Genomic DNA, 18,138 nt, shown 5'->3' on the forward strand with positions numbered 1-18,138 from the left:
GCGAGGAGCGCCCCGGTCGCGGCTCAGACGGTCAGCGTCCAGGAGGACAGGTAACCGGTGTCGGCCGGGCCGACGTCACGCAGCTGCAGCTTCCACGCGCCGTTCGCGGCCTCGGACGAGGCGTTGACGGTGTAGGTGGTGTCGAGGTTCGCCGTCGAGTCGCTGCTGGAGCTCTTCAGGCGGTAGGACGACCCGTCCGGGGCGATGAGGTCGAGGACCAGGTCGCCGCGGTAGGTGTGGGTGATGTGCACCTCGACCTTGGTGGTGCCGGACGCGTTGCGCGCGCAACCGCCGACGGTCGCGGTGCTGCTCACCGCGGCACCCGGGTAGTCCGGGATGTCCAGCCGGGTCCCGTTGGTCACCGGCGCGCACGACGACGTGCTGCCGACCCCCAGCGAGAACGCCGCCGTGTGGTCGGCGCTGGCGCCGTCCGCGGTCACGGTGACCGGGAACGTGCCGGTCGGGGTGCTGGACGACGTCGTGATGGTCAGCGTCGAGGAGCCGCCCGACTGCACGGTGGCCGGGCTGAACGACGCCGTCGCGCCCGCGGGCAGGCCTGACGCCGACAGCATGATCGACTGGGCCGAGCCGGACGTCGTCGCGGTGCTCACCGCGACCTGCAGCGACTGTCCGGGTTGGACGGTCCCGGCCGTCGGGTTCAGGCTCACCGAGAAGTCGTTGCCCTGCGTGGTGGCGACGGCCAGCTTCCACAGCGCGTACCCGATGGCGTCGGAGTTCTTCTCCAGCGGGGTGTCCGGGATGTTCGACGTCGTGTCGCACGCGCGGTGGTAGCAGTTGTCGAACGCCGCCCCCGCGGTGCCGCCCCACTTCTGGGCCTGCGCCGAGCTCTTGATGTCGCCGGCGCCGGTGGCCAGGCCGCCGACCGGGATGCCCGCGCTCTTGAACGACGCGTGGTCGGACCGGCCGTCACCCTCGCTGTCGCCCTCGGTCTGGATGCCGATGGACGAGAAGTACTCGTCGAAGATCGCCTTGACCGAAGCGACGTCGTCGTAGACGAAGTAGCCCCAGTTCTTGGAGCCGATCATGTCGAAGTTGAGGTAGGTCTTGATCTTCGTGCGCTCGCTGCTCGGCAGGTTGTTGACGTAGTACTTGGAGCCGACCAGGCCGGACTCTTCGTCGGCCCACCAGGCGAAGCGGACGCGCTTGGCCATCGCCGGGTTGGTCCGGGCCAGCGTCAGGGCCGTCTCGAGGATCGACGCGCTGCCGGAGCCGTTGTCGTTGATGCCGGGCCCGGCGCTGACGCTGTCGAGGTGCGCGCCGAGCATGATGACCTGGCTCGCGTCACCCTGCGGCCACTCCGCGATCAGGTTCTGCGACTGCCCGAGGCAGCTGGTGCACGTCTGGCGCGTGGTGGTGAAACCCGCGTTCTTCAGCAGGTTTTCCACATAGGACACCGACGCCGCGTAACCGCCGCCGCGCGCCGAGCGCGTGCCGCCGTTGTTGCTGGCGATGGTCTGCAGCTGGTTGAGGTGGGTCTTGATGTTGGCCAGGGAGATGTCCGGCGCGGCGAGCGTCGTGACCGGCGCAGCTGTAGCCGCAGGCGCTGTCACGACCCCTAACACGGCGGCCAGGGCGGTGACCCCGGCGCCGAGCTTCGTCTTCCACTTCATCACGATGAATTCCTTCTACTGGGGGAGGGGAAAGCCGTGAATGTCGCATTGAGGGACTCAGAGTCCCTCAATGCGACATTCACGGACTGGGGACTAGACGGTCAACGTCCAGGAGGACAGGTAACCGGTGTCGGCCGGGCCGACGTCGCGGATCTGGAGCTTCCACGCACCGTTCGCGACCTCCGAAGAGGCGTTGACGGTGTAGGTCGTGTTGATGTTCGGTGTCGAGCTGCTGCTGGAGTTCTTCAGCCGGTACGACGAGCCGTCCGGTGCGACCAGGTCGAGGACCAGGTCACCGCTGTAGGTGTGGGTGATGTGCACCTCGACCTTGGTGGTCGACGACGCGTTGCGCGCGCAGCCGGCCACGGTGTTCGTGCTGCTGACCGCGGCACCCGGGTAGTCCGGGATGTTCAGCTGGGTCCCGTTGGTCACCGGCGCGCACGAGGAGGTGGTACCGACGGTGAGCGAGAACGAAGCCGTGTGGTCGGTGCTGGCCCCGTCCGCGGTGATGGTGATCGGGAAGCTGCCGGTCGGGGTCGACGACGACGTGGTGATGGTCAGCGTCGACGAGCCGCCGGAGGAGACGGTGGCCGGGCTGAACGTCGCGGTCGCGCCGGCGGGCAGGCCCGAGGCGGACAGCGTGATCGACTGCGCCGAGCCGGAGGTGAGCGCGGTGCTGACGGTCGTGGTGGCCGAGCCGCCCGGCTGCACGGAACCCGAAGCCGGGTTCAGCGCGACGGAGAAGTCCGGCCCGCCGCCGGTGCACGAGGCCGGCTCACCGGTCGCGGCGGTGACGGAGACGGCGTCCCAGGCGGCCTTGGTGGCGTTGAACTCGGTGCAGCTGCCCGGGTACAGCGCGATCGCGGCTTCGAGGGTCGCCTTGCGGGCGGCCTTGTGGTTCCACGACGAGGTCTTCTTCAGCAGGCCGTTGTAGAAGATCTTGCCGGCCTTCTGGATGCCGATGCCGGTGACCGACGAGCTGTTGCAGGTCGGGCTGTTCGGCTTGCCACCACCGGGCGCGGAACCCTCGGCGAGCAGGTAGAACCAGTGGTTCTGCGGGCCGGCCGCCGCGTGCACCTCGGTGCTCGGGATGGACGACGAGTAGCAGTTCGGGTCGCCGACCAGCGACGGCTGGTACATGTAGCGGATCGGGCCCTGGCCGACGAGGTTCACGCCCTCGCCGACCTGGTAGTCCGGGACGTCCTTCGGGTTGTTGGCGTACGCCTCGGTCAGCGCGCCGAAGATGTCACCGGTCGACTCGTTCATCCCGCCGTTCTCGTTGCCGGAACCGGCACCGCCCGGGGTGAACTGGAAGACGCCGTGGCCGAACTCGTGGCCCACGACGTCCATCGAGGTGGCCTGGCGCTGGTTGTCCTGCGAGTGCCCGAAGTGCGTCGAGGATCCGTTCCAGTAGGCGTTGACGTCGGCGAGGCCGACGGACGCCGGGTAGCCGGTGCCGCTGCCGTTGATGCCGTTGCGGCCCAGCCACTCCGACAGCATCTTCCACTCGGTCTGGACGCTGTAGAGCACGTCGACGCAGCCGGTTTCGAGGTCCGTGCCGGTGCCGTTGCCCCACGCGTTGTCGGGGCCGCTGTAGACGGCGCCGCCCTCGCGGCCGCAGCTGATGCCGGTGCGGCCCGGGTCGCGCATCGTGTAGGTGCTGCCGGACTGCGTGGTGTCGATCGAGACGTTGCCGACGTAGTAGCTGTTGCCGGTGCCGGCGACGTTCACCGTGCCCGGCTGAGCCTGGGTGCGCGCGCCGGAGGCGAACGTCTTGACGTCGTCCCGCTTGTCGAGGATCGCGCCGGTGGCGGCGTCGACGAAGACGTGCAGGTTGCTCGGCGCGGACGCGGTGCGCCCGGCGACGACGACCTCGTAGGCCAGCTTCGGGGTCGCCCCGGCCAGCACGACCTTCTCCGGCGTGCTCACACTGTCCACAGTGGGCAGTTGGGCGCGCGCGGTGGCGGCGGCCTTGGCGGCGTCGAGCGCGGCCTGCGTCCCGACGGCGATCGGCGCGGTCTCGGCGGCGCTGGTGCCGCGGACCCGGCCGGCCCCGTCGGCGACGACCACCGCGTCCCCGCCCACGACCCGCAGGCCCTGGTAGGTCCGCTGGTAGGCGCCGTAGAACAGCCCACCGCCACCGGCGGTCAGGCCGACCCGCCGGAACGCCTCGGCCGGGCCGCGCTTGAGCGCGTCGAGCCCGCTGGCGGCGGCCTGGTCGGCGGCGCTGGCGGCGGCCGCTTCGGGAGCGGCGGGTTGTGCTGGCTGCGCCGCGTTCGCCGGGGTCACCGGCAAGGCGAGCGTCATGGCGAGCCCGGCGGCGGCCGCCAAGCCCGTTCTGAACCCACGATGGGTCATCGAGGTCTTCCTTCCACGAAGGCAGGACGATGGGGTGCGGTGCGGGGAAAGGGAACGTGTCCGAGGTGCTAACTGCAGGTATGCGTCCGGACGCATCCGAGTAAAGGATCAGCGGATCGGGGCGTCAATGGGCCGAACGGACCAACGGCGCGTTCCGGATTTGGCGGTCAATTCGTACAAACCCCGCCCGTGCTGGGGATTCTTCGGGCGTTCCGCACCGGAACGACTTTCGTAGGGATTGTCCCCGACACCATCCGAACGCCGGACGGTCTCGATCACCGAGAATCGTTAGTACTGCTCAGGAATCGTGGTCAGTCGGCTTCCGCGCCGAGCGCGATCAGGCCGTTGCGCAGCACGTCCGCCGCCTCTTCCTGGCGTCCGGTCTCCCCGAGGAGCTCGCTGAGCGGACGCAGCGCCCGCACGAGCACCCCGCGCGCGCCGAGCCCGGTGGCCAGCTCGACCGCGGCCCGCAGGTCCTCGGCCGCGCGCCGCGCGTCACCGCGGGCCCGGGCCAGGGAACCCAGCTGCAACCGCAGCTCCGCGGCCAGCGCCGTGCCGGCCACGACGGCCGGGCGGATCTGGTCGAGCAGGGCGCTCGCCGTCTCCAGCCGGCCCGCCGCCAGGTACTCCCCGGCCAGCTCGACCGTGATCGCCGGGACGTCCTCCGGCCACGCCGTTTCGCGCGCCGCGCCGAGGTCGGCCAGCGCGCCCTCGACGTCACCCCGGCGGCCGCGGACCCGGGCCCTGGCCAGCAGGCAGTGCGCCATCGCCGGGTGCAGCGCCCGCTCCTGCATCAGGTCGTAGGCCGCGGCGACCGACGCCGCCGCGTCGGCGAACCGGTCGGCCGCCAGGTGGCTGCGGCAGACCTCGACGTGGCTGCGGGTCAGCTCGGCCAGCACCTGCGGCCCGCCGCGGGTGAGCCGCAGGGCCGCCTCGGCGTACTCGGCGGCCCGCTCCAGATCGCCTTGGCGCAGGTGCCGCTCGGCCAGGCAGGCCCGCAGCGTCAGCAGCATCGACGGCTGCGGATAGCCGTCGCGCAGCAGTTCCGCGTGGCAGGTTTCCAGCAGGTGCAAGGAATACTGCGCCTCGCCCCAGCCGCTGAGCACGGCCGCGCGCAGCGGCACCACCATCGCCCGCGTCGGCGGCGGCTCGCCCGCCAGCGCCGTTTCGGCCTCCGCGACGTACTTCGTGCGCGCCTCGCCGGTCGAGTACCCGGCCAGCCACAGCAACGCGATGCCCGCCTGCCGGGGCCGTTCGAGACGTTCGGCCCGGCGCCGCAGCCGCTGCATCCGCGGGGTCGCGCGCCGGGCGTCGCCGAGCAGGAACCGTTCCGCCGTCTCGATCAGCTCGATGTCGAGCTCGATCAGCTCGCGGGGCGAGCTGCCGCCGAGGAGCTCGTCGGGCTCGATCCCGAGCTGCTGCGCGAAGAACCGCAGCGCGTCACCCGACGGCGTCCGCGCGCCTGTCTCGACCGACGAAACGTACGCCGCGGAGTACTGCGGTCCGGCGAGTTCACGCTGGGTGAGGCTGCGCTCGGTGCGCAGTTCACGCAGACGCTCGCCGACGGTCTCGCCGCTCACGCTCACGCAGTCTGCCTTTCCACTGACACAGGGTACGACTGGAAGCCGCGCGGTGGCGGGGGAGTCACCCGCCACCGCGCGACGGGTATCAGCAGGCGCCGGCGTCGGTCCAGACCGCCCACGAGCCGGGCGCGCCCGGTTCGGCACCGGTCGAGTACCACGTGGACGTCCACTTGTGACTGTTGTGGCTCACGACGTCGTTGGGCACGTACGCCTTCGCGGAGTCCCACTCGGCGAGGCCGCCGCAGCCGGCCGGCGGGGTGCCGGTGCCGACGGTGAGGGAGAACTGCGCGGTGTGGTCGGCGTCGGTGCCGTCACCGGTGACCGTCACCTGGCTGGTGCCGTTCGGCGTGGTCGCCGCCGTGGTGATGGTCAGCGTCGCGGTGCCGCCGGACTGGACGCTCGCCGGGCTGAACGTCGCCTTGGCGCCGTCCGGGAGGCCGGTGGCGAGCAGCTGCACGGTCTGCGCGCTGCCCGCGGTGACCCGGGTGGTCACCGTGGTCGTCGCGGACTGTCCGGGTTGGACGGACGCGGACGTCGGGGAGAGCGTCAGCGAGTAGTCGTTGCCGGCCGGCGGGGTGCCGGTGCAGGTCGGCTCACCGCTGGCGGCGGTGACGGAGACGGCGTCCCAGGCGGCCTTGGTGGCGTTGAACTCGGTGCAGCTGCCCGGGTAGAGGGCGATCGCGGCTTCGAGGGTGGCCTTGCGGGCGGCCTTGTGGTTCCAGGAGGACGTCTTCTTCAGGAGCGCGTTGTAGAAGATCTTGCCGGCCTTCTGGATGCCGATGCCGGTGACGGTGCTCCCGTTGCAGGTCGGGCTGGCCGGGGCGGCGTTGCTGCCCTGGGAGAGCAGGTAGAACCAGTGGTTCTGCGGGCCCGCGGCGGCGTGCACCTCGGTGCTGGGGATCGACGACGAGTAGCAGTTCGGGTCGCCGACCAGCGAGGGGTTGTACATGTAGCGGATCGGGCCCTGACCGACGAGGTTGACGCCCTCGCCAACGGTGAAGTCCGGCGTGTCCTTCGGGTTGTTGGCGTAGGCCTCGGTGAGCGCGCCGAAGATGTCACCGGTGGACTCGTTCATGCCGCCGTTCTCGTTGCCCGAGCCCGCGCCGCCCGGCGTGGTCTGGAAGATCGCGTGGCCGAACTCGTGGCCCACGACGTCCATCGGGGTGGCCTGGCGCTGGTTGTCCTGGGAGTGGCCGAAGTGCGTCGAAGAGCCGTCCCAGTAGGCGTTGACGTCGTTGAGGCCGACGCTCGCGCGGAAGCCGCCGCCGGCGCCGTCGATGCCGCTGCGGCCGAGCCAGTCGCCCAGCATCTTCCACTCGGACTGGACGCTGTAGAGCGTGTCGACGCAGCCGGTTTCGAGGTCGGTGCCGGAGCCGTTGCCCCAGGTGTTGGTGCTCTTCGTGAAGATGGCGCCGCCCTCACGGCCGCAGGCGATGCCGCGGCGGCCCGGGTCGGTCATCGAGTAGGAGCTGCCGGAGCCGCTGGTGTCGATGGAGACCTGGCCGGCGTAGTAGGAGTTGCCGGTGCCCGCGACGGCCGCTTGGGATGCTGCCTTGGTCTTGGCGGGCGCGGCGAGGGTGAGGACGTCGTCGCGGGTGTCGAGGACGGCGCCGGTGGCGGCGTCGACGAAGACGTGCAGGTTGCTTGGGGTGGCGTTGTTGTGGCCGCTGACGACGACTTCGTACGCCAGCTTCGGCGCGTCTCCGGCGAGGACGACCAGCTTCGGGGCGGTCGTCTTGTCCACCGTGGACACCTTGGTCCTGGCGATGCCGGCGGCCTTGTCGCTGCCCAGCGTGGCTTTTGTGGGCACGGTGAGCGGCGCGGTCCTGGCGGCGTTGGTGCCGCGGACGCGCCCGGCCCCGTCGGCGACGACGACCGCGTCACCCCCGACGACCGGCAGGCCGTGGTAGGTGCGCTGGTAGGAGGCGTAGAAGAGCCCGGCACCGCCGGGGGTGACGCCGGTGCGGACGAACGCTTCGGCGGGGCCCTTGGCGAGCTGGTCGACGCCGTTGAGCGCGGCCTGGTCGGCGGCGACGGCGGCGAGCGCCTCGGGGTTCGGGGCTTGAGCCGGTGCGGGCGACGCGGCGGCCGGGATCGCCGGCAGCGCGAAGGTCAGGGTCAGGCCGGCGATCGCCGCCAGCCCTCGTGGGGATCTCATGGGGAACCTTTCCGGTGGGACTCGGGGAGACCGTGCGCCCGGCCGGGTCGCGATGTGTCCGCCGGAATAACTGGTGTTATAGCGCCGGACGCATCCGAGTAAAGGTTCCGGCGGCCAGCGGGTCAATGGGCCGAACGGCCCAGCGCCCCGCGTCGAAGATCACGCGGTTCCGCGCAAACCCCAGGAAACGGCCACCTTGCCAACTGGTCTGAACCAATTCACTAACTTTCGTAGGAACTTCGGCTCCCGGCCCCGAATCCCGGACCGCCACCCCCACTGGTCCACACCAATCGGCGTACCTGGACGGACGACACGCGTACTCAGGTGGACGACACGCGTACTCAGACGGACGACACGATGGCTCGGCCGACGTTCCCGCGTGTCGTCCACACGAGTACGCGTGTCGTCCGGCCGGGTGCGCGTGTCGTCCAGTCCGGTGCGGGTTCAGCGGTCGGTGACCTCGGCGGAGTAGAGACCCCGGCGGTAGGCCGTGACGGCTTCGTCGAGATGACCACGTTGTCGTAGGACGTCTCCGAGCCGGAGGGACGTCGAGACGGCCGCGCCGTGCAGCGACGCGCGGGTCTGGATTTCCAGTGCCTCGCGGAGCAGGCGGGTTGCCGAAGGCAGGTCGTTTTGGGCCTGGGCGATCTGGCCCAGCAGGCCCGTTGCCTCGCCGAGGGTTTCGACGTCCTGGGTGAGCAGCGGCAGCACCGAGTTGACCAGCGAAGAAGCGTCGGCGAGGGCGCCTTGGCGCAGGCGGACCTCGGCCAGCTCGATCGTCGCGCCCGCGACGCCCTCCTCCGAGCCGATCGCCGCGAGCTGGTCGCGTGCCTCCGTCAGCTCCGTGCGCGCCTCCGGCAGCCGTCCGAGGCGGCGCAGCAGGTAGCCGCGAGCCCAGCGGCAGCGGGCCGCGTCGCGGTCGAAACCGACCGACGCGAACAGGCGCGACGCCTCGATCAGGTCCTGCTCCGCCCGCTCGCTCTCGCCGATCGCCTGCCACACCTGGGACGCCTGCCGGTGGAACCGCGCCACGAAGTCCGGCCGCGTGGCCGACCGGATCAGCCGCCGCCCGGCGAGCGCCGCCCGCTGGGCCCGGTGCAGCCCGCCCATCTCCATCAACGGGTGGATCAACGCGCTGAGCAGGCACAATTCGGCGTCCGGGTCGCCCTCCAGAACACGGAGAGCCTCTTCGACACGGGCGATCGCCGCGCCGGCGTCCCCCTTCAGGTACCGGCAGCCCGACCACCGGTGCACGATCATCGCCCGCAGCCACGGCGCCGCCGCGTCCGCCAGCTCCTCCGCGTGCTCCAGCGCCGTCTGGGCGCCTTCGACGTCGAGGAGCTGCCACTTCACCTCGGCCTGGCAGAACCGCGCGTAGCACTCGACGTCGTCGAGGTGGTAGTCCGCGGCCTGCCGGCCGACCGACGTGAACCGCGCCTCCGCGACCGCGGCGCGGCCCTGCTCCAGGTCGCGGTAGCCCTCGTCCAGCGCGTCCCGCAGCTGCGCGGCGACGCCCGGGGGACGGCCGAACCGCAGTTCGTCGACGGTCAGGCCGAGCCGCTCGGCCAGGTAGGCCAGCATCTCCTCCGACGGCGGCCGGCTGCCGGTCTCGACCTTCGCCAGGAACCCCCGGTCGTACCCGGGCTCGGCCAGCTCGCGCTGCGTCCAGCCGCGATCGGCGCGCAGCCGCCGGATCCGCGTGCCGAGCGGTTCGGCGGGGGCGCTGGTCATCGTCCCACGGTAGGTCATCGCCGCGGACAGCGCGGAAACGGACATCTCGTCGGACCGGCCGGGCGCAGGTCGGTGCCGACGCCGGCGCGTCCGGCCACAACTGTCCATTGTGGAGCACCTGGCCGGACGGGCGTCGGCGGCACGGCCCGCACCGCCGGGCCGCGACCCGCTCCGGACCTTCGAAAGTGCGCGGTCGTGAATGGACCCGATGGCGCGGATCCGCCGTTCTCCGCGGGTGCGGAACGCATGCACCCGTCCGGATGAATCCTTGGACGGACAGGGATCCGTTACGCCAACGACCTGAGTTCACGGCCCAGTAACGAGCCGGCCATCGACTGCACCTCCACGGCGCTGCCCGCATTTTGACTGGCGGGCAGGTCGTAGCATGGCTGAGTGAGCGAACAGTCTGAATTCCCCGACGGCCAGTACCCCGAGCGCCCGGTCGAGCGCCAGAAGGGCCCCGTGGTCCTGCGTGGCGACCGCCGTGACCAGGGCAGCACGACCGACCAGCGGCTGCTCGACTCGCGCGGGCCCAGCGACTGGGTGCACACCGACCCGTGGCGGGTGCTGCGGATCCAGGCCGAGTTCGTCGAGGGGTTCGGCGCGCTCGCCGAGGTCCCGCGCGCGGTCACGGTGTTCGGTTCGGCACGCACCAAGCGCGACCACCCGGAGTACGAGCTCGGCCGCAAGATCGGCGCCGCCCTGGCCAACGCCGGGTTCGCCGTGATGACCGGCGGCGGCCCGGGCGCGATGGAGGCGGTCAACCGGGGTGCGGCCGAGGCCGGCGGCTTCTCCGTCGGGCTCGGCATCGAGCTGCCGTTCGAGCAGGGCCTGAACCCGTGGGTCGACCTCGGCGTCAACTTCCGCTACTTCTTCGCCCGCAAGACGATGTTCATCAAGTATTCCCAGGCCTTCATCTGCCTGCCCGGCGGCTTCGGCACGCTCGACGAGCTGTTCGAGGCGTTGACGCTGGTGCAGACCAAGAAGGTCACGAAGTTCCCGGTGGTGCTGTTCGGCAGCGAGTACTGGGGCGGGCTCTACGACTGGATCGCCAAGACGGTGCAGGCCGAGGGCAAGGTCAGCCCGCACGACCTCGATCTGCTGCACGTCACCGACGACATCGACGACGCCGTCCGCGTGGTGCAGGACTCCTACCAGGCCTGGGAGGACACGCACTGATGCGCCGGATCTGTGTCTTCTGCGGCTCGTCGATGGGCTTCTCGCCGCGGTACGCCGAGCAGGCGGCCGAGCTCGGCAAGCTGCTCGCCCAGCGCGGCATCGGGCTGGTCTACGGCGGCGCGAGCGTCGGCACCATGGGCGTGGTCGCCGACGCGGCGCTGGCCGCGGGCGGCGAGGTGATCGGCGTGATCCCGGAGGCGCTCTCGTCCGTCGAGATCTCGCACGCGGGGTTGTCGGAACTGCACGTCGTCAGGGACATGCACGAGCGCAAGGCCAAGATGGCGGCCCTGTCGGACGGCTTCCTGGCCCTGCCCGGCGGCGCCGGGACGCTCGAGGAGCTCTTCGAGGTCTGGACGTGGGCCCAGCTCGGCCTGCACGGCAAGCCGATCGGACTGGTCGACGTGGACGGGTACTACGGCCCGCTGCTGACCTTCGCCGACCACATGGTGACGGAGGGCTTCGTCAAGGCGGACTACCGGCAGCTGCTGCTGACGGACTCGGACCCGGCGGCGCTGCTGGACCGGTTCGAGACGTACGAACCGCCGGCGCCGCCGAAGTGGGCTGAGAAAGCGCCGGGGATCTGACGTCGGTGCTCGCCCGGACGAACGCGGCCACCGCGCGCGATCGCGTCCGGTCGGGCCAGGCCAGCAGGACTCCGGTCCGGGGCGCGTCGAGCACCGGCACGCACGCCACGTCCGCCCGGACGTGGCGCCGGGCCGACTCCGGGACCACGGCCACCACCTGGCCCAGCGCCACCAGCTGCAGCAGCTGACCGGGGTCGCGCACCTCGGGACCGCGCACGTCGCTGCCGGGCCAGCGGGGGAACGGCTCGCCGTCGAGGTCGGCGAGGACCAGGGCCGCCCGGTCGGCGAGCCGGTGGCCGCGGGCGAGCATCGCCACCTGGTCCTGCTCCAGCAGCAGCTCGGTGTCGAACCCCGCGACGTCGTCATGCGGGGCGTGCAGGAACGCCAGGTCGACGCGGCCGTCGCGCAGCATCCGGGCCTGCTCGCCGATCCCGCCCACGACGACCTCGACCTCGACGGCGTCCGGGTCGGCGCGGTAGCCGGGGAGGATCCGGTCGAGCAGGCCCGCGTCGCCGTCGGGCTTCATCGCCACCAGCAGCCTCGGCACCTCCTGCCCCGCGCGCTGCGCCCGGCGCACCGCGGCCTCGACCGCGTCGAGCGCTTTACGGCTCTCGGCAAGGAAAACCGCGCCCGCCGGCGTCAGCGTCACGCCGCGGCTCGTGCGCTCCAGCAGCGTGACGCCCATGCGCCGTTCGAGCTGCTGGATGGCGCGAGACAATGGGGGCTGCGCCATGCCGAGGCGCTGCGCCGCGCGGCCGAAGTGCAGTTCCTCGGCGACGGCGACGAAATACGCGAGCTCCCGCGTCTCCATACCACCAGGGTATCGGCCGATGCGACATCGGTGTTGGCCCGCTCGGGCGTCCCGCTGGTGTGCTGGGGCCATGAACGAAATCACTTTGGTCACCGGCGCGAACAAGGGCATCGGCCGCGAAATCGCCGCACAGCTCGCCGCCCTCGGGCACACCGTCGTCATCGGCGCCCGCAGCGCCGAGCTCGGCGGGAAGGCCGCCGCGGAGCTGGGCATCGAGTCAGTGGTGCTCGACGTGACCGACCCCGCGTCGGTCGCCGCGGCCGCCGGCACCATCGAAGCCCGCCACGGCCGTCTCGACGTGCTGGTCAACAACGCGGCCATCAGCCGGCCGCCGGGCACGGACCTCGTGCACCAGCGCCCCAGCACCGCCGACCTCGGCACCCTGCGCACGATCTTCGAGACGAACTTCTTCGGCGTCGTCACGGTCACGAACGCGCTGCTGCCGCTGCTGCGCCGCTCGGCCGCACCGCGCATCGTCAACGTCTCCAGCGGCGGCGCGTCGCTGGCGCGCAACGCCGACCCGGCCGCCGAACTGCCGATCTCGGCCGGCTACACCCCGTCGAAGACCGCGTTGACGGCGCTCACCCTGCAGTACGCGAGGGAGCTGCGTCCCGACGGGATCCTGGTCAACGCCGTCTGCCCGGGCTACTGCGCCACGGATCTCAACGACCATTCCGGCTTCCGCACGCCCGCTCAGGGAGCGGCGTCGGCGGTCCGGATGGCGACGATCCCGAAGGACGGCCCGACCGGCACCTTCGTCGACGACGAGGGCCCGGTGCCCTGGTGACGCCTCAGGCGACGCCCTCGCTCGGCCGCTTGTGGTAGGTGTCCACGTACTCCTGCCCCGACAGCTCCAGGATCGCGTACATCACCTCGTCGGTGACCGAGCGGCGGATCGCCGGCGCGTAGTCCTGGCCTTCGTAGCGGGAGAAGTCGAGGGGCTTACCGAACGTGATGCTGATCTTGGCCAGGCGGGGGATGCGCGCGCCCTCGGGCTGGAGGTTTTCGGTGCCGGTCAGCGCGACCGGCACCACCTTCGCGCCGGTCGCCAGGGCCAGCGCGCCGACGCCCGTGTGGCCGCGGTGCAGCCGGCCGTCCAGCGAGCGCGTGCCCTCGGGGTAGATCGCGAAGACCCCGCCCGCGTCGAGCACCTTGCGTGCCGCCTCGAGCGCGGCGAGGCCCGCCTGGGCGTTGCCGCGTTCGACCGGGACGTACCCGAGGCCGCCGAGGAACCCGGCCATCAGCCGGCCCTTCAGGGTCTTGCCGACGAAGTACTCGGCCTTGCCGAGGAACTTGACCTGCCGCGGCGTCGCGAACGTGATCACGCCGGTGTCGAGCGCGGCCCGGTGGTTGGCCGCCAGGAGCACCGGGCCCGTGGCGGGCACGTTCTCCACGCCGCGCACCTCCGGCCGGTAGAGCGCCCTGGCCAGCGGGCCCAGCACGAAGCGGACAAGCTGCGCGATCAAGTGGTCCTCCTCCTCGGATGCGGTCACCCCAGCATGGCACGATCGCTACTCGTGAGTTGGTTCGAGCGGCGTACGTGGCAGGACCCCGGTTGGACACCCGCGGACATCCTGAACGCGAAGGGTGACCGGACGGTTTCCGTCGTGCTACCGGCGCTGGACGAAGAGCGGACCGTGGGTGACGTCGTCGCGTCGGTGCGGCCGCTGCTCGGCGGGGTCGTCGAGGAGCTGGTCGTGGTGGACTCCGGCTCGGTCGACCGGACCGCCGCGGTGGCCGAGGCCGCCGGCGCGCGGGTCGTCCGCCGCGAGGACGTGCTGCCCGACCTGCCGACGGTGCCCGGCAAGGGCGAGGTGCTGTGGCGGTCGCTGGCCGCGACCAGCGGCGACGTCGTCGTGTTCCTCGACTCCGACCTCGTCGACCCGGACCCGGCGTTCGTGCCGTCGCTGCTCGGCCCGCTGCTGACGGCGCCGGGCGTCCACCTGGTCAAGGGCTTCTACCGCCGTCCGCTACGGCTGGAGAGCAGCGGCGGCGGCCGCGTCACCGAGCTGCTCGCGCGGCCGGTGCTTTCGGCGCTGCGCCCGGCGCTCGGCGGCCTGATCCAGCCCCTCGGCGGTGAGTACGCGGGCACCCGCGAGTTCCTCGAATCGGTGCCGTTCGCCGCCGGGTACGGCGTCGAGATCGGGCTGCTGCTCGACGCCGAGGCGCGCTACGGCCTCGACGGGCTCGCGCAGGTCAACCTCGGCGTCCGCAAGCACCGGAACCGCTCGCTGGCGCAGCTGGGCGTGATGTCGCGGCAGATCCTCGGCACCGCCCTCGCGCGGTGCGGCGTTCCCGCCGCCGACGCGCCGCTGACGCAGTTCGTGCAGGTCGACGAGGAGTGGCTGCCGGACGTCACGGACGTCCTGGTCGCCGACCGGCCGCCGATGCGGGACGTGCTCGCCCGTCCTCGAGGGTGAGCACCTGGTCGAAGCCGTCGAGGTGCTCGGGGCGGTGCGTCACGAGGACGACGGTGCCTTTTGCCGCGGCGAGGACGCGCTTCAAGACGGCATCGCCGTGCGCGGGGTCGAGGCCTTCGACGGGTTCGTCGAGGACCAGGACTTCCGGTGCCGCGAGGACCGCGCGGGCCAGGACCAGCCGTTGCCGCTGGCCGCCGGACAGCGCGTCGCCGTCCGGGCCGGTGTCGCGGTCGAGGTCCAGGTCGAAGCCGGCGGTTTCGCAGGCTTGGTTGAGCTCCGCGTCGGTGGCGTCCGGCTTGCCGAGCAGCAGGTTCGCGCGGACGGTCGTGTGGAAGACGTGCGCGTCGGCGAGCGCACCGGAGATGGTCTTCGACAGGTCGGCGTACTCGGCGAGCGGATGGCCGTCGAGGGTGACGCGGCCGGACGTCGCGGTCTCGAGGCCGAGGAGCAGGCGCAGGAGCGTGGTCTTCCCGGCGCCGCTGGGGCCGAGGATCCCGACGCGCGTGCCGGGCGCGAGGTCGAGATCGAGGTCGCGCAGGGCGGGCGCGCGTCCGGGGTAGCGGAGGCCGGCTCGTTCCAGCTTGAAGTGCCCTTTCTCTGCGGTGCGCGTGCCCGGAGTCGGTACGGGTGTGCTGAGCACGGCCTTGACGCGCGCCGCCGACGCACGGATCTCCGGCACCCGGCGGGCGGCCGTGATCAGGGGGAGGACGACCTCGAACGCCGTCATGGCGCCGAGGGTGAGGGCGGCGGTCCAGGGGACGGAGGCGTCGCAGAGCAGGCTCACGACGATCGTGGTGACGAGCTGCACGAGGATCCCGGCGGCGCCGAGCAGGGCGGGTTTCGCGGCCGGTTCCCGGAGCTGCTCGACGACTTCGTCCGCGGCGGCCCGCTTTTCCCCGAGCGCCCCGGCGGCGACCAGCTCCCGACGCCCGGTGACGAGTTCGACGGCGCGTTCGGCGAGTTCCGCGCGTTTCGGGGCGTTTTCGGCCGCTCGCCGCGCGGTGCTCCTGATGGCCAGCCACGGCAGCACCACCCCGGCGGCGACGAGCCCGGCGGCCAGCACCCCGGCGGCACTCGCGGACGCCGTCGCGACCACCCCGACGGCGGTCAGCCCGAGCAGCCCGGCGACGGCCGCGGGCAGCAGCCACCGCAGGACGGCGTCCTGCAGAGCGTCAACATCGGACACGAGCCGCGTGACGAGGTCACCGCCGGAGTACCGCGACCCGGGCGCGAGGGCCTGGTAGACGCGGGTGCGCAGCGAGCCGAGCCACCGAAGGACGACCTCGTGCCCGGCGAGCCGTTCGGCGTACCGCAGACCACTACGCAGAAGAGCGAGCGTCCGCACGGCCACGATCGCCACGGTGAGCGCGGCGACCGGCGGCCGCTCGGCGGCCCGAAGCAGAAGCCAGGCGGCGGTGGCCATGAGGGCAAGACCGGCGAGTTCGGCCCCGGCGGCGAGCAGGGCCGCGCGAGCGAGCGGAAGGACGTCCTTTGTGGACACCACCCACGGGTCGGCCTTCTTCGGCAGGTTCTCGGCGACGTCGTTGGCGTTGGTCATCTGGCGCTTCCGAACAGTGGACGTGATGCCGGTACGCAGGCCTCTGAGTGCGAGGGCGGTGAGCAGAGTCGCCTGGCCGAGCCAGGTAAGTCCTTTGTGGACGCCGCCCACGGGACGGCCTTCTTTGGCAGGTTCTCGGCGACGTCGTTGGCGTTGGTCATCTGGCGCTTCCGAACAGTGGACGTGATGCCGGTACGCAGGCCTCTGAGTGCGAGGGCGGTGAGCAGAGTCGCCTGGCCGAGCCAGGTAAGTCCTTTGTGGACGCCGCCCACGGGACGGCCTTCTTTGGCAGGTTCTCGGCAACGTCGTTGGCGTTGGTCATCTGGCGCTTCCGAACAGTGGACGTGATACCGGTACGCAGGCCCCTGAGTGCGAGGGCAGCGAGCAGAGTCGCCTGATCGAGCCAGAAAAGTCCTTTGTGGACAACGCCCGCAGCCCCAAGACAGCCCCCACCCTTCCCGGGGGGCGTCCCCGAACCCAGCCTACCGCCCCCGGCCTGCGAAAACGGGGTGCGCGGGAATCTGTGGACAACTGCGCCCCTGTGGATACCGAACTTGACAACCTCACGCCGCCACCTCCGAACAGATCCGGCCGGCGCGCAACTCCACCACTCGCGAAGCCAGCGAAACCATCGCCGGGCGGTGGGCCACCAGCACCGCCGTGCGGCCCGGCAGCAGCCGGCGGGTGCCGGACAGCACCGCCTCCTCCGTGCGGGTGTCCAGGCGGGCCGTTGGCTCGTCCAGAAGCACCAGGCCCGCCGATGTGCGGGCCAGCGCCCGTGCCAAGCCCACCCGCTGGCGCTGACCGGCCGACAACCCCTCGCCCAGCTCGCCCACCTGAGACGCGTAGCCGTCGGGCAACCCGGCCGCCACCTGGTCCAACGCCGCCGCCCGGGCCGCCGACCGAACGTCGGCAGCAGGGAGACCCAGGGCGATGTTCGAAGCCAGCGAGCCCCGGAACAACGTCGGCCGCTGCGGGACCCACGCGATGTCTGCCAGCCAGTCGGCGGGATCCAGCGCGCGGACGTCCACCCCGTCGGCCAGGACCCGCCCCGACGTCGGCGTCACGAACCCCAGCAACACCGCCAGCACCGTGCTCTTCCCGGATCCGCTCGGCCCGACCAACGCCAACCGCGAACCGGCCGGCACACACAGGTCCACATCGGACAGGGCGACAACGTCGCCGTAAGAGACGGACACCCGCTCGAAGACCAGTGAAGGCGCACCCCGGCGGCGCGTGAAAACCCCGGAAGACAACGAGACCACCGGCACGGAAAGGGCCTCCCGCAACGCCGTCAGCCCCTCCGCCGCCGCGTGGAACTTCGCGCCCGCCGCCCGCAGCGGCAGGTACGCCTCCGGGGCCAGTACCAAAACAAGAAGTGCTGTCCGCGCGTCCAGGCCGCCCGACAGGAGCCGGAAGCCGATCGGGACCGCCACCAGCGCCACCGACATCGTCGCCACCAGTTCCAGTACCAGCGCCGACAGGAACGCCACCCGCAACGTCTTCAGCGTCGCGTCCGCGTGGGCGCCGGCCATCGCCCGGACCGTCCGGGCCTGCGCCTCCGCCCGCCCGAACACCTTGAGCGTGCCGAGCCCGCGGACGACGTCGAGGAAGTGCCCGCCCAGCTTCTTGAGCAGGTCCCACTGCGTGCGCGCCGCCGTGTGCTTCCCCACGAGGATCGCGAACACCGGGACCAGCGGCAGCGTCGCGGTCACGACCAGCGCCGACACCAGGTCCGTCGTGAACAGCCGGACGACCACCGCGATCGGCACCACCACCGACACGACGAGCGTCGGCAGGTAGCCCGTCAGGTAGCTGTCGGCCGCGTCGACCCCGCGGGTCACCTGCGTCGCGACGACACCGGCCCGATCGGACGACGAGCCGAGCAACCGGCGGCGCAGGCCCGCCTTCACCGACGAGGCAAACCGTCCACTGAGGACATCGCCGGAGAGGGACAACAGCACTCGGCAGGCGATCGCCGGAAGCAAGACGAAAGAGACACCTCCGCCGGTGAGCAGCGTGGCGAGACCTTCGGCCTGGATCAGGACGGTGAACGCCGAAAGGACGCCGAGCAACGTCAGGAGAACCAGATACCGCCGGAGTCCGGGCAGAGCAGGCACGACGT

General features: G+C 71.7%; 12 protein-coding genes and 1 pseudogene. 4 read left to right on the forward strand and 9 right to left on the reverse strand.

What is annotated here, in order from left to right; genetic code table 11:
- Window positions 1-23: 23 nt before the first annotated feature.
- The 5 genes from ACGFMK_RS31305 to ACGFMK_RS31325 form a co-directional block, all read right to left on the reverse strand.
- The gene (locus ACGFMK_RS31305) at window positions 24-1,631 is read right to left on the reverse strand and encodes a M28 family peptidase (protein WP_392770757.1); all 1,608 of its coding nucleotides are present in this window, start codon (window positions 1,629-1,631) and stop codon (window positions 24-26) included.
- Between the two features lie 93 nt (window positions 1,632-1,724).
- Window positions 1,725-3,989, reverse strand: coding sequence for a M4 family metallopeptidase (locus ACGFMK_RS31310; RefSeq protein WP_392770759.1), 2,265 nt, complete (start codon window positions 3,987-3,989; stop codon window positions 1,725-1,727).
- Window positions 3,990-4,300: 311 nt separating this feature from the next.
- Window positions 4,301-5,569, reverse strand: coding sequence for a helix-turn-helix domain-containing protein (locus ACGFMK_RS31315; RefSeq protein WP_392770762.1), 1,269 nt, complete (start codon window positions 5,567-5,569; stop codon window positions 4,301-4,303).
- 88 nt (window positions 5,570-5,657) lie between these two features.
- Window positions 5,658-7,730, reverse strand: a complete 2,073-nt coding sequence (locus ACGFMK_RS31320) for a M4 family metallopeptidase (protein WP_392770765.1) — start codon at window positions 7,728-7,730, stop codon at window positions 5,658-5,660.
- Window positions 7,731-8,174: 444 nt separating this feature from the next.
- Window positions 8,175-9,461, reverse strand: a complete 1,287-nt coding sequence (locus tag ACGFMK_RS31325) for a tetratricopeptide repeat protein (protein ID WP_392770768.1) — start codon at window positions 9,459-9,461, stop codon at window positions 8,175-8,177.
- A 393-nt stretch (window positions 9,462-9,854) separates the two neighbouring features.
- Here ACGFMK_RS31325 and ACGFMK_RS31330 point away from each other — a divergent pair, with 393 nt between their 5' ends.
- Both ACGFMK_RS31330 and ACGFMK_RS31335 read left to right on the forward strand, forming a co-directional pair.
- Window positions 9,855-10,640 (forward strand): TIGR00730 family Rossman fold protein, encoded by a 786-nt coding sequence (locus ACGFMK_RS31330; protein ID WP_323334581.1) that lies wholly within the window; start codon window positions 9,855-9,857, stop codon window positions 10,638-10,640.
- Window positions 10,640-11,224, forward strand: coding sequence for a TIGR00730 family Rossman fold protein (locus tag ACGFMK_RS31335; RefSeq protein ID WP_392770771.1), 585 nt, complete (start codon window positions 10,640-10,642; stop codon window positions 11,222-11,224). Before ACGFMK_RS31330 ends, ACGFMK_RS31335 begins: the two co-directional genes overlap by 1 nt.
- A 19-nt stretch (window positions 11,225-11,243) precedes the next feature.
- Here ACGFMK_RS31335 and ACGFMK_RS31340 read toward each other — a convergent pair.
- Window positions 11,244-12,197 (reverse strand): annotated as a pseudogene (locus ACGFMK_RS31340) (LysR family transcriptional regulator); the annotation flags it as partial.
- Between ACGFMK_RS31340 and ACGFMK_RS31345 the strand changes: the two are divergent.
- The gene (locus ACGFMK_RS31345; protein WP_392770773.1) at window positions 12,106-12,822 is read left to right on the forward strand and encodes an SDR family oxidoreductase; all 717 of its coding nucleotides are present in this window, start codon (window positions 12,106-12,108) and stop codon (window positions 12,820-12,822) included. The pseudogene ACGFMK_RS31340 and the gene ACGFMK_RS31345 sit on opposite strands and share 92 nt — an antisense overlap.
- Window positions 12,823-12,826: 4 nt before the next feature.
- Here the strand turns inward: ACGFMK_RS31345 and ACGFMK_RS31350 are convergent, their stop codons facing one another.
- Window positions 12,827-13,501, reverse strand: a complete 675-nt coding sequence (locus tag ACGFMK_RS31350; RefSeq protein ID WP_392770824.1) for a lysophospholipid acyltransferase family protein — start codon at window positions 13,499-13,501, stop codon at window positions 12,827-12,829.
- A 51-nt stretch (window positions 13,502-13,552) separates the two neighbouring features.
- Between ACGFMK_RS31350 and ACGFMK_RS31355 the strand changes: the two genes are divergently transcribed.
- On the forward strand, window positions 13,553-14,455 hold the full coding sequence (locus ACGFMK_RS31355) for a glucosyl-3-phosphoglycerate synthase (protein WP_392770775.1): 903 nt from the start codon (window positions 13,553-13,555) through the stop codon (window positions 14,453-14,455).
- On the opposite strand, the gene cydC is transcribed toward ACGFMK_RS31355, so the two are convergent.
- Together cydC and cydD are read right to left on the reverse strand one after the other, a co-directional pair.
- Window positions 14,391-16,013 (reverse strand): thiol reductant ABC exporter subunit CydC, encoded by a 1,623-nt coding sequence (cydC, locus tag ACGFMK_RS31360; protein ID WP_392770778.1) that lies wholly within the window; start codon window positions 16,011-16,013, stop codon window positions 14,391-14,393. The genes ACGFMK_RS31355 and cydC overlap by 65 nt on opposite strands.
- Before the next feature lie 563 nt (window positions 16,014-16,576).
- Complete coding sequence (gene cydD / locus ACGFMK_RS31365) at window positions 16,577-18,133, reverse strand: thiol reductant ABC exporter subunit CydD (RefSeq protein WP_392770781.1); 1,557 nt, start codon at window positions 18,131-18,133, stop codon at window positions 16,577-16,579.
- Window positions 18,134-18,138: the final 5 nt, after the last annotated feature.

Source organism: Amycolatopsis sp. NPDC049252 (genome assembly GCF_043197175.1).
Taxonomy (GTDB): Bacteria; Actinomycetota; Actinomycetes; order Mycobacteriales; family Pseudonocardiaceae; genus Amycolatopsis.